General features: G+C 64.7%; 14 protein-coding genes. 7 read left to right on the top strand and 7 right to left on the bottom strand.

Going from position 1 to position 11,372, the window contains the following annotated elements; all coding sequences use genetic code 11:
- A complete protein-coding gene (locus CR918_RS09995; protein WP_099842688.1) occupies nt 1-1,959 on the bottom strand; it encodes an FUSC family protein in 1,959 nt (652 codons plus the stop codon).
- Nucleotides 1,960-2,036: 77 nt separating this feature from the next.
- On the opposite strand from CR918_RS09995, the gene CR918_RS09990 reads away from it, so the two are divergent.
- Nucleotides 2,037-2,852, top strand: coding sequence for an AraC family transcriptional regulator (locus CR918_RS09990; protein WP_059064369.1), 816 nt, complete (start codon nt 2,037-2,039; stop codon nt 2,850-2,852).
- Nucleotides 2,853-2,889: 37 nt separating this feature from the next.
- Here CR918_RS09990 and CR918_RS09985 read toward each other — a convergent pair whose 3' ends face one another.
- The 5 genes from CR918_RS09985 to CR918_RS09965 form a co-directional block, all read right to left on the bottom strand.
- On the bottom strand, nt 2,890-3,420 hold the full coding sequence (locus CR918_RS09985; protein WP_099842686.1) for a hypothetical protein: 531 nt from the start codon (nt 3,418-3,420) through the stop codon (nt 2,890-2,892).
- Between the two features lie 38 nt (nt 3,421-3,458).
- A complete protein-coding gene (locus CR918_RS09980) occupies nt 3,459-3,890 on the bottom strand; it encodes a YbbD-related protein (RefSeq protein WP_099842684.1) in 432 nt (143 codons plus the stop codon).
- 48 nt (nt 3,891-3,938) lie between these two features.
- Nucleotides 3,939-4,751 carry a hypothetical protein gene (locus tag CR918_RS09975; RefSeq protein ID WP_099842682.1) on the bottom strand — a complete coding sequence of 271 codons (813 nt, stop codon included), beginning with the start codon at nt 4,749-4,751 and terminating at the stop codon, nt 3,939-3,941.
- Entirely contained in the window at nt 4,730-5,245 is a 516-nt protein-coding gene (locus CR918_RS09970; RefSeq protein ID WP_099842680.1) for a hypothetical protein, read from the bottom strand. Before CR918_RS09970 ends, CR918_RS09975 begins: the two co-directional genes overlap by 22 nt.
- 210 nt (nt 5,246-5,455) lie before the next feature.
- Nucleotides 5,456-5,833, bottom strand: a complete 378-nt coding sequence (locus CR918_RS09965) for a hypothetical protein (protein ID WP_080148616.1) — start codon at nt 5,831-5,833, stop codon at nt 5,456-5,458.
- Nucleotides 5,834-6,434: 601 nt separating this feature from the next.
- Between CR918_RS09965 and CR918_RS09960 the strand changes: the two genes are divergently transcribed.
- Nucleotides 6,435-6,764 carry a hypothetical protein gene (locus CR918_RS09960; RefSeq protein WP_099842678.1) on the top strand — a complete coding sequence of 110 codons (330 nt, stop codon included), beginning with the start codon at nt 6,435-6,437 and terminating at the stop codon, nt 6,762-6,764.
- Here the strand turns inward: CR918_RS09960 and CR918_RS09955 are convergent.
- The gene (locus CR918_RS09955) at nt 6,758-7,162 is read right to left on the bottom strand and encodes a hypothetical protein (RefSeq protein WP_025874337.1); all 405 of its coding nucleotides are present in this window, start codon (nt 7,160-7,162) and stop codon (nt 6,758-6,760) included. The two genes, CR918_RS09960 and CR918_RS09955, sit on opposite strands and share 7 nt — an antisense overlap.
- A 194-nt stretch (nt 7,163-7,356) precedes the next feature.
- Here CR918_RS09955 and moaA point away from each other — a divergent pair, with 194 nt between their 5' ends.
- Genes moaA through CR918_RS09930 form a run of 5 tightly spaced genes read left to right on the top strand, consistent with a single transcriptional unit; the run spans nt 7,357 to nt 11,337 of the window.
- Nucleotides 7,357-8,337 carry a GTP 3',8-cyclase MoaA gene (gene moaA / locus CR918_RS09950; RefSeq protein ID WP_099842676.1) on the top strand — a complete coding sequence of 327 codons (981 nt, stop codon included), beginning with the start codon at nt 7,357-7,359 and terminating at the stop codon, nt 8,335-8,337.
- A gap of 8 nt (nt 8,338-8,345) precedes the next feature.
- Nucleotides 8,346-9,344: a bifunctional molybdenum cofactor biosynthesis protein MoaC/MoaB gene (moaCB, locus tag CR918_RS09945; RefSeq protein ID WP_033831283.1), complete on the top strand. Its 999-nt coding sequence runs from the start codon at nt 8,346-8,348 to the stop codon at nt 9,342-9,344.
- The gene (locus CR918_RS09940) at nt 9,341-10,594 is read left to right on the top strand and encodes a molybdopterin molybdotransferase MoeA (protein WP_099842674.1); all 1,254 of its coding nucleotides are present in this window, start codon (nt 9,341-9,343) and stop codon (nt 10,592-10,594) included. The genes moaCB and CR918_RS09940 overlap by 4 nt, the downstream gene beginning before the upstream one ends.
- The gene (locus CR918_RS09935) at nt 10,594-10,854 is read left to right on the top strand and encodes a MoaD/ThiS family protein (protein ID WP_049463966.1); all 261 of its coding nucleotides are present in this window, start codon (nt 10,594-10,596) and stop codon (nt 10,852-10,854) included. Before CR918_RS09940 ends, CR918_RS09935 begins: the two co-directional genes overlap by 1 nt.
- A 3-nt stretch (nt 10,855-10,857) precedes the next feature.
- The gene (locus CR918_RS09930; protein WP_025874342.1) at nt 10,858-11,337 is read left to right on the top strand and encodes a molybdenum cofactor biosynthesis protein MoaE; all 480 of its coding nucleotides are present in this window, start codon (nt 10,858-10,860) and stop codon (nt 11,335-11,337) included.
- The last annotated feature ends 35 nt before the right edge of the window (nt 11,338-11,372 follow it).

Genomic DNA, 11,372 nt, shown 5'->3' with positions numbered 1-11,372 from the left:
TCAGTCCCCATGTACGATCAACGGAGCGATCAGGTCGCGGCGCAGGCCGCAGAGCAGCGGAAGAACACGTTCGGATGCGCCGTTGTTGCCAGCGATGATCACGTCGCGTGTGCGCTCGAGTGATTCCAGCAGCGGCGTATCCACTGTGCGGCATGTGGAGGTACGGATACGGAAGTGGGCAGACGCGCTGTGCAGCAACTGGGCCAGGCAGTCGCGGCTGCGGCGGTCAGTGAACGCCCCGCCAATTACGCGCAGTTCGGCCACCACACTGGCCGCGCGCATGTCCGCAAACAGCGTCCGCAACGTGGGGGCTGCATCCGGATGGCCGCGCAGGCGAGGGGCAAGCAGCGCAAGCCGATCCACCATGCGGCTTGTCCAGTCGCTGGCATTTCGCACCTGCCCGGCGGCGCGGCGTGCGATGTCCCGCTGGATCACATCCTGCAGGCGCGCGCGGCTGCGATTGCTGTCCAGCGTCTGCAACAGCGACATGCTGCACAGCGCCGCCGCCGTGCCCACGAACAGCGCCAAGCTGCTGTTGAGCGCGCCCGCGATGTGGGTGGCATTGGTGGCGCCCAACCCGGCGATGAGGGGGAAGGTGAGCACTACCCCCAATGCGCCCATGATGAACGGCGGGCGGGCGAGGAACGAGCCACACACCAGCAGTGCCGGCGCCAGTGCCATGGCCAGGCCGACGAAATCGGACAGACCCGGAAAGATCAACAGCGCGTAGAACAGCCCGATGACCACGCCGATGGTCGACCCGATCAGATAGCGCATGACATGCCCGGCAGGTGCCTCGGTGGTCCCGAACAACACGCAGGCCGTGCCGATGATGGAGACGGCGGTTGCACCATCGGACCACGCGGTAATGATCCACAGCGCGCAGGCCAGTACGATGCCAACGAAGGCACCCAAGGCGCTGCGCAGGGCGATCCGGTGGTCACGATGCAGCACATGACCGCTCGCCTTCCTGGCAAGGTGCGCGGGCACATGCCGGCGCCAGTCCGGGCGGGCAGCGTGCAGCTGCTCTTCCAGCAGCCGGCAGTCGTGATGCGCAGCGTCGAGTTCGGCCTGACGTGCGCAGAGATCTGCACGCAGCAGGTCCGGCCATGCTGTGTGCGCCGTGCCAGCGGGCTGCGCGCGCAGCTGGGCCAGTGATTCGTCCACGGCGCTGGACAGCATCAGCACATCGAGCATCCGGTCATGCAGTGCGCGCAGGATCTGCACCTGGGCGACGCCGTGCACACTGTCGAACGGCAGGTGGATGGACAGCGTGTGCAGGTCGAGGAGGTCCGCGGCTACCTTGGAGCGATCCGCAGCCAGTACCGTTTCGTTTGCGCCAGCGCGCATGTCCCGCGTCCAGCGCTCCGCATCGGCGAGGATCGATGCCACGCGCGCGTGCACACGCGGTGAGACCGGGCGTGGCAACAGCAGGCCATGGACCAGCGTCGCCGCAAGAATGCCGATGGAGATTTCCTGCACGCGGGTGACGGCGATGGTGAAGACGTCATCGGGCACCATCACCGCCGGGAAACCAATCAGGCTGGTGGTGTACCCGGCCAGCAGGAAGGCGTACGCACGCGGTGTGCGGTCGAGCATGGCAAAATGCAGGCACAGGCCCATCCAGGCGGCCAGTACCATGCTCAACACCAGCGGCGCGTTGGCGAACCGCGGCACCAGCAGCACCGTAGCAACCGCACCGCCGACCGTTCCCAGCAGCCGGAACAGGCCACGGCTGAGTGTCGCGCCGGACATCGGCTGCGACACCAGGTAGACAGTGCCGATCACCCAGAACGGGCGGGTCAGGCCGATGCGCAGCGAGACATACAGCCCGAGGATCGCGGCGAGCAGGCATTTGAGCGAGAACAGCACCGCTTCGCGGTCGACCTTCAATGCGGGCGACGTCAACAGCGCGATGGGGCGCGAAAGCCAAGGGCGGGTAGGGGCGGGGATGTGCATGGCGCCATCGTATTCAGCGAGCCCCGCCGCCGAATTTCGCTAGAATGTCAGTCTATCGCTGAATCCGGTCATCGAGAATGACTCGCATTTCACTGCCTGGCTTTGATCTGGACCCGGACGCGACGGATCGGCCGGCAGTGGCCAGCCGCCTGCAGGTGGCCGACCACGATGCCGAGATTCCAGTGCATGACCACCGCAAGGGACAGCTGATCCTGGCACTTCATGGCGCGGTGACCTGCGAGGTGGCCAATGCGTTGTGGATCGTGCCGCCACAGTGCGGCGTGTGGATTCCGGGCAGCATGCCGCACAGCAACCGGGCCACCGCCAACGCCCGCCTGTGCTATCTGTTCGTCGAGCCAGGCGTTGTCGACCTGCCACTGCACTGCGTGACGCTGTCGATCTCGCCGATGGTGCGCGAGATGATCCTGCACCTGGCCGATGCACCGCAGGACTACCCGCGCGGCGGGCACACCGATCGCCTGGCGCGAGTGTTGCTGGACGAACTGGTGCAGATGCCGGCCGAGCGGTTGTACCTGCCGGTGAGTGACCACCCCAAGATCCGTGCGCTGGCTGCGGCGCTGTCAGCCAATCCGGCCGACCGGAGCACCATCAGCGAGTGGGCCAAACGCCTGGCGTTGGGCGAGCGCACGTTGACGCGGTTGATTGATCGGGAAACCGGTCTGTCGTTCGGGCGCTGGCGGCAGCAGCTGCATCTGCTGGTTGCGATTCGCGAGCTTGCCGGCGGCGCGGCGGTGCAGCGGGTTTCTGAAACCCTGGGCTATGAATCGGTGACGGCGTTCATCACGATGTTCAAGAAAGCGCTGGGGCAATCGCCTACGCGGTATTTTGCGGCGCGGCTGCGGAATCAGGATTCTGCCGCGCGTGGCGGTTGACGTTGACTGGCTGACGTTGATTGGCTGAAAGGAAGTATCAGCTCTCCGCGGAACTGCGTTTGTCGCGTATCGAATAGATCACTGAAAAGATCTTCCAGCCCTGCTCGGTGCGGACCAGCTGCCACATTTCCCGGCCCCAGTTTGCCTTCACGCCGTTGGCATGGAAGCTGTAGTCGAACGACACCGATGCCACATCGCCGTCTGTGTCGATCTTGGTGTTGAAGAACTTCTCCTCCCGTGGCTCTGCCGTGGCCACCGCCTCATCGATGAGCGAGATGAAGTTGTTCGACGGAATATTGCGTGCCTTGATTGCATCAGGCTTGGTCCTGTGGATGTCCGCCAATCGCCGGTCCTCGGACACGAACTGCCAGCCGATGTCTTCCGGCTTGTCCAAAAAGAACAAGCTCATGTAGGTCGGTTTGTCCTTGTTGATCAGCGAGGTGCGGAAGGACTCGATCACCTGTTCGATCGCTTCTACATCGCTAGGGGTGCGCTGCTCTGCGTAGGCCGGAAGACTGGCCAACAGGCAAAGGGCGAGGGTAGTGAGGACCGTTCCTGGAGTGTGCATCTGTAGTGTCGGGTTGCAGGGGAGGGCGGGCATGCGCATCAGCGAGCGTACGTGCGCCAGAAGAGCACATGATCGCCGGTCCTGCTTGTTGCGACGAATACCGACTTGTCGAACTCGGGCTCGCAACGGAAAAAGGTGTAGGCGCGCTTCAGAGCGGCCTCACTCGGCCACCAGCTTCGATTGAACAGTGCCGGCTGGGTAGCGCTGTGGTTGACGGGCCGGCAACCCGACGGCAACAACAGCTGCTTGCTGCGTGGCTTGCTGAAGGCAAGCGCGCTCACGTTTGAATCGAGGTCGTGCACCTCACGCAGGTCGATCGCCTCCTGGGGCACCCACGCGGGAATCCAGCCCTTGGCAATCATCTCGGCATCAACAGCTTCCTGCTTCGTGGCGTAGGAGCTGTCCATCACCAGATCCAGATCGCAGGAGATGAGTATCAAGCAGAGTGCGAAGAGGATGGGCAGCCTCATGATGGTGATTGACCTTTCGTGGAGGGACCAGCCGAACGGCTCAGTTCATCAGTCACTCGCCTCAGTCGCCATTCGGATGTCCTGAAGCGTCTTGAACCGGGGCTTGTCGTGATATGGCTCCGGCCTGCTGCTGCCATCGGGATAGTAAAAGATGGTTTCACTGCCCTTGCGTTTCATCTTGGGTTGCACTGAGTGGGTCAGAAATCCGGGATGAAAAATGGGTTCGAAGTGGATGGCGCGTGCGTTAGGTGCGCGATACTTGATGTATATGTCTGCATCCGTTGTCAGGTTGATGAACTTTTGATGTCCTCCGATAAACCATTCCATCAGCCATGGATAATAGTCCTGCTTTACTGAAAGGATGCCTTCGGCGCTGACGCTGGGTTCGGTGTAGGGGCCTCCACGCACGGAATCGGTCTCATCAAACATTACAACGACGTTGCCTCCCATGCCAAACCTCACATCATCTCCAAATCTAGATGGATCTCCGTACTTGACTCCAAAGGTTACGTTGCTGAGTTTCCAGCGGCACGCGCCGCCGCCATTGACTGCCACTGTGGCCTCGTAAACATCCGTTCCTTGGCGGCGCATAGGCTGAAGCTCAAGTCCCGCATAGTTGTCTCGTGTACGTTTTTCCCAGTCCAGCGTGGACCGATACGTCGTGGTGCATTTCGTCGAGCGGTAGATCACCCGCATGTCTCTGGCCGCAAGCTCCTCGGGGACCTTGATGGTCACTTTGACTGTGCCAGCCTCCGGCTTGGGTGAAAGTGCTTGATTCCGGGTAAGGTGGCAGCCGCTCAGAAGCAGCAGGGCGAGGATTGCTGCTGGCATTGGAAGGCTCATCTGCTTGAGCCGGGGCATGCTGACTCCTTCTGAATGCTGACGGTCTGAATGCTGACGGTGCCGTCGGCATCCTCTTTCAAGCAGAATGTGGTCTCATAGATTCCGGTCTGAAATATCGCCATGAATCGGCCAGCCCGGTAAAGGCTGAATCGATAGGTTTTGTTCGTTTCAAAACTGAAATGATGCGCATCTTCTTTGTGTGGGCCGAGCTGGTAGCCCCTGGGTATCGACCCGTATGAAATGCACTTGCCAGGCCTGAGTTTCATTGGCCTGGCGTCATCCTTGAGTGTTATCAACCACCTCTCTTTGCGGTGTGCATAGAGCTCCATCACGAGAAGGCTGCTCACCTGGTACGACCCCCACGACCTTGATGGGATGCAGATTGCAGGGATGCCGTCTATCAGCTTGATGGCTGCCTCTTCTTTTATCAGTACATACGCGTGCGTTTTGCTCGATGCCATGTAGAAGCCGGCTGCGACGAGCAATGCAAAAGCGCTCTTGACAATCTTCATTGGTTTTTCGATGTCTCCATCTGCACAACTCTGAGAGGGCGGGTGATTCAATTGCCCTGATCGCCCTTGCCGGTATTGTCGTGCCGCCGGTAATGATGGGCGCGCGCGCCAGTCTGGAACGGCCATCGCAGGGCGAGTAATGAGAAGGGCGTTGCATTTGTGTGGGCGAACGCCGGGCCGAAAAGAGGGCATAGACGACATCGAAAGATGCTATTGCTCGCTCACCTGCAACCGCCCCACAGCCTGCGCACTCAACGCCAGGCACGCCAGCATCAGCCCCTCCATCACCCGGTCGCCCACATAGTCCTCGGGCTCGCCGTTCTGCCGGGTCCGCTCCGCCGCCAGCAGTACCTCCTGCACCACCCGCAAGCCGGCCAATGCGCAATCGGCATCGGCCAGCGCCATGCAGCGGCCGGGCAACTGATGCCGCTCCGGCCAGGGCTGCCCGTCGGCGGCGGCGCCTTTGCCGATGCGCTTCAGGTTGGCAATCAGGGTGTTCGTACCCGCAGTGGGCACAGCCTCTGCCAGGTCATCGGCATTGGCTGGGTCACTGTAGGCGTGCAGGTGGGGCAGGTCAGATCCGTTCATGGCGAGGCTCCGTGCAAGGCAATCGGTAGCCGCCACATAGAGGTGGCGGACGGTACGTGGTTCGAATCCCGGAGCTCTACGCATACACCGGCGGGCATCAAGCCCCCACGCACCGCCCGCCATAGCCGGCAGACGGATTGCCAGCCGGCGCCACGCAAGGTGACGCCGGCTGGCAAGCGTAAACAACGCATAGAGCATCACGGGATTCGAAACCCGGCCACCCGTTTTCGGTGGCACGCCATCTGAGCCCGCGTCGCTGTGCAATGCCAATCAGAGAAGTTGCAAATAACTCACGATTGGAGACGCTTTCGGCATTGAACCACGCTGTTAAGTACTGGCAGCGCTGGCTGCCGCGTTGGTCCACCGCGACCAGGCAATCTGCGACAGGGGTCGTGGTTGTAGGGGATGCGCGGGATGTGTGAGCGGGTTGATGGCGACAAGCCATGGGTAGCGCTGGACCATGCCCGGCGAGCAACGTGGTGTGGTGCTCTGATGCACTCCGCCGGGCATGGCCCGGCGCTACCGTTTCTGTCGCGCCTTGACGTTCCCCGCCACCAAGCGCAGGCTTGCCCAGCACGTTTCCTAAACACAAAGGAGACTTATGACAGCTACCGCGTCTCTGCATCCCACGCCCGACACCCAAGGCCGTTCACGCCTCTGGAACGTCTTCTGGCTGCAAGGGGTCATCCCCAGCAACATGCTCTGGGCCGTTGCCCTCTGGGCCCTCGCCAACCAGCGCACCGCACTGGTGCTGGCGATGTTCGCCGTGCTGCTGCTCTATACCGGCTGGATCATCCCCGCAGTCTGGCGCGCGGCGCCCTCCGCGCGCACCCCGAACCTGGGCGTTGCCGCGCGCGGCCTGACCGTCGCCTGGGGGCTGAACACCGTGCTGGTGATCTTCTTCCTGACCCTGCAGCTGGTGGCTCAATAGAACTGGATCGGCTCTCCGCTGCGGTCGAAGGCGGCGAAGCGGCCGATCTGGCCGTCGTTGATGGCGTTGACCATCAGCCGCAGCGGGCGGGTGGCCTCGTCGGTGCTGGGGGCGAAGCCTGCACGCCCATCCATTGCCGCCACGAACACCATGTCCCACTCCACGCCGGTGGTGGTGGACTCGCTGGCCAGTGCCTGGAAGCTCGGCACCTCGGCCGGCAGCTTGTCCACGCACAGCACAGGCGACAGGGTGCCGCCCTCGCGGCGGTCATGCCGGTCGCGCTGGTCGTCGGTGGGCGATTCGGGCAGGTCGGCGCGGGCGAATACGAACAGCAGGCGTTGCGGTTCGGCCTGTTCGCTGGCGGCCTGCAGCAATTGCTGGAAATCATTCATCATCATGATGGCTGTCACACGCACGCTGCACGGAAAGCCGCATGCTGCCATAACGTCCGGGCGGCGTGGCCGGCGGCGATTGATTTAAGTCATCCCGCTGCCAATGCCTGCCGCGTAGGCTGGCGTCAGTCTCAGCAGGCGAGGGTATCCGGGCCGTTCCGGGCACAGGCAAGACGGTGGAACAACAAGGTGGACCAGCCATGAGCCAACTCACCGACGGATTCGGGCGCAGCTTTCCTTACCTGCGCCTGTCGTTGACCGAGGCCTGCAACTTCCGTTGCAGCTACTGCCTGCCCGATGGCTACCGGGCCGACGGCCGCCCGCGCTTCCTGGCGGTGGACGAGATCGCGCGCCTGGTGCGCGCCTTTGCCATGCTGGGGATGACCAAGATCCGCCTGACCGGTGGCGAGCCCAGTCTGCGCAAGGACCTGGACGAGATCATCGCCACGGTGGCGTCCGTGCCGGGCATCCGCAAGGTGGCCATCACCACCAATGGCACGCTGCTGCCGCGTCGCCTGCCGGGCTGGCACCGGGCCGGCCTGACCGCGCTGAACGTGAGCATGGACAGCCTGCAGCGCGAGCGCTTCAGGACCATCACCGGCCATGACCGCCTGCCGGACATCCAGCAGGGGCTGGAGATGGCCCAGGCACTGGGCCTGCCGGCCATCAAGCTCAACGCGGTGCTGCTGCGCGGCCTGAACGACGACGAGTTGCCGCAGTGGATGGACTTCCTGCGCGACCGCCCCTTCAGCGTGCGCTTCATTGAACTGATGCGTACCGGCGACAACGAAGCTTATTTCCAGCGCCACCATCTGCGCGCCGACGTGGTGATCGAGCAGCTGCTGGCCGCTGGCTGGCACGAGCGCCCGCGCGCGGCCGATGCCGGCCCGGCACGCGAGTTCAGCCACCCGCAGCATCGCGGCACGGTGGGCATCATCGCCCCGTACTCGCGTGACTTCTGCAAGGGATGCAACCGCCTGCGGGTGACCGCCAAGGGTGACCTGCGGCTGTGCCTGTTCGGCGAATTCGGCGTGCCGCTGCGCCCGCTGTTGCAGAGCGACGACGACCAGGACGCGCTGCTGGCACGCATCACCACACAGCTTGGCCTGAAAGCGGCCGGGCACGGATTGCACCAGGGCCAGACCGGGTTGACCCCGCATCTGGCTTCGATTGGAGGATGAGGAACACGATGAGTGGTGAATTGACTGCGGCCTTCCACATGGCCGATGTGCGTGACAAGCGCGTTACCCGCCGCCGCGCGGTAGCGGTGGGCGAGCTGCATGCCGGGCCAGTGGCCTACCCGCTGATTGTCGAGCGCCGGTTGCCCAAGGGCGATGCGCTGGTGATGGCCGAGATTGCCGGGCTGCAGGGCGCCAAGATGGCCTCGATGCTGATGCCGCTGTGCCACCCGCTGCCGCTGGAACTGGTGCAGGTGTACTGCGCGCCGGTGCCGGAGCGGCAGGCGATACGCGTGTGGTGCGAGTGCGCCAGCGAGGCCCGCACCGGTGTGGAGATGGAGGCGCTTGCCGGCGTCAACGCGGCACTGCTGACCCTGTACGACCTGAGCAAGCCGGTGGAGCCGGCGCTGCGCATCGAGGGCATCCGCCTGTTGTTCAAGGAGGGCGGCAAGCGCGGCCTGTGGCTGCATCCCGACGGCATGGACGAGGGTGAGCGCGCGCGCTTCAGGCCGCGCCCGCCGAAGGGTCTGAACGGCGCGGCCTGCGCGGTGATCACCCTGAGCGATCGCGCCAGCGAGGGTAGCTATGCCGACGAGTCCGGCCCGAAGCTGGTGAGCGGGCTGCAGACGCTCGGTGGCGAGGTGGTGGCTGCCGAGGTATTGCCCGATGGCATCGAACCGCTTGCGGGCCGGCTGCGTGCGCTGGCGGGCGAGGGCGTGCGCCTGTGCCTGTGTACCGGTGGCACCGGGCTTGGCCCGCGTGACCTGACCCCGGAGGCGCTGCGTTCGTTGAATGCGCGACCGGTGCACGGCCTGGCGCAGATGGTGCGTGCGTTGAGTGCGCAGCACACGCCGATGGCCTGGCTGAGCCGGGCCGAGGTGGTGCAGCTGGATGACATGCTGGTGTTTGCGCTGCCGGGCAGCCCGCGTGCGGCCGCGCAGTGCTTGGACATTCTGGCGCCGGTGCTGGGCCACGCGCTGGCGATGGTCGATGGCGGTGGCCACGCATGATTGCCTACAGCGAAGCGCTGCAGCACCTGATGCAGGCGGCCACGCCGCTGCCGGCCGAGCGGCTGGCATTGCATGAGGCTGCGGGTCGCATCCTCGCCACGGACATCATCAGCGGGCAGTCGTTGCCGCCGTTCGACAACTCGGCGATGGACGGCTTCGCGCTGCGCGCCAATGGCACGCCGTTCGAAAGCGATACCGAATTTGTGGTGCAGGGCTGGCAGGCGGCGGGCGACGCCGGTACCGAGGGCGGCGACGGCGCTTGGGAAATCATGACTGGCGCGCGCATGCCGGTTGGGCTGGATACGGTGGTGCCGATCGAGAACGTGGAGATCCTTGCCAGCGGCCAGGGTCGCCCGACCCGCATTGCGTTGAAGAGCGGGGTGAAACCTGGCCAGAACGTGCGCCTGCGCGGACAGGACGTGGAAGAAGGCGAGCGCGTGCTGCAGGCCGGGCAGGCCTTGGACATCAATGCACGCACCCTGCTGCACGCCATCGGCGTGGCCGAGGTGGCGGTGGTGGCACGGCCGAAGGTCGCGGTCATTGCCACTGGCAAGGAGCTGGTGACCGAAGCGGCGCAGGCGCTGGAGTCCGGACAGATCCGTGACAGCAACCGGCCCTACCTGATCGGCCGCCTGCAGGCTGCCGGTGCCGAGGTGGTGTGGCAGGGCACGGTAGGCGATGACGTGGCTGCCTTCGATGCGGTGCTGGACGACGCGCTGGCTGCGGGTGCGAAGGTGCTGATCAGCACCGGCGCAGTGTCGGCCGGCCGCTACGACTTCATTCCCGATGCGCTGCGCGCCCGCGGCGCCCGCATCGTGTTCCACAAGGTGGCGATCCGCCCGGGCAAGCCACTGTTGTTTGCAGTGCTGCCCGATGGCGCGCTGTATTTCGGCCTGCCGGGCAACCCGGTGTCGGCGGCGGTGGGGCAGCGCTTCTTCGTTGAACCGGTGCTGCGCCGCCTGCTGGGCCTGGCCGCAGAGCCGCTGCTGCAGCTGCCGTTGCAGGCCGATGTGCGCAAACCGCCGGGCCTGCGCTTCCACGCGCGTGCGCGGGTGGACGTGGACGCGCAGGGGCGCTTGAGCGCGCGCGTGCTGTCCGGGCAGGAATCGTTCCGTTTGAAATCCATGCTGCAGGCCAACGCCTGGGTGGTGCTGGAGGGCGAGGGGGACCTCGTCGCGGCCGGCACACCGGTGCGCGTGCAGGGCTGGGGCCACCAGGACCCGCTGCAGCTGGCAACCCAGGAGTCATGATGAAGCAGGTGAATCTGCAGTTGTTCGGTGCGTTTTCCGATCTGGATGCCAGCCGCGAGATCGCGCTGGAGGTGGCCGGTGGCACCGTGGCCGACCTGCGCCAGGCGCTGCGAGAGCTGCTGCCGGTGCGCTTTCCCGGTTTCCGCGCCGGGTTGCTGGACTATTCGGCCTTTGCCGACCAGCAGCGCGTGCTGCGTGACCACGAGGCGCTGCCTGCCGATGGCAAGGTGGCGATCCTGCCGCCGGTGAGCGGGGGCTGAGCCATGAGCAGCAACGTGACGGCAAAGGTGGTGGACCGTGCGCAGCGCGCCATCGACCCGGTCGAAGGCATCGCGGCGGTGTCCGACCCGGCATTCGGCGGCATCGATGTGTTCATCGGCAAGGTGCGCGACTTCAATGTGGGGCGGCCGGTGACCGGCATCACCTATGACCTGTTCGAACCGCTGGTGCTGAACGAGATCCAGCGCCTGGCGGCGGAGATCGAGGCGACGTTCGGGCCGAAGCTGAAGCTGTATGTGGCGCATGCCAAGGGCCGCTTGGGCATTGGCGATGTGGCGGTGGTGGTGGCTGCGGGCAGCCCGCACCGTGATGAAGCGTTCCGCGCGTGCCGGCAGTTGATCGAGGCGGTGAAACACCAGTGCCCGATCTGGAAGCAGGAACATTACGAGGACGGCGACAGCGAGTGGAGCGAAGGCTGCACGCTGTGCCACGCCGACGGTGAACCGGCGCATGATCACCACTGACGGCAGTAGATCCACGCCATGCGTGGATGGCACCT

The sequence above is a fragment of the Stenotrophomonas indicatrix genome (assembly GCF_002750975.1).
Taxonomy (GTDB): domain Bacteria; phylum Pseudomonadota; class Gammaproteobacteria; order Xanthomonadales; family Xanthomonadaceae; genus Stenotrophomonas; species Stenotrophomonas indicatrix.
The sequence above is the reverse complement of the archived record's forward strand: the minus strand, read 5'-3'. Positions and strand labels throughout refer to the sequence as shown.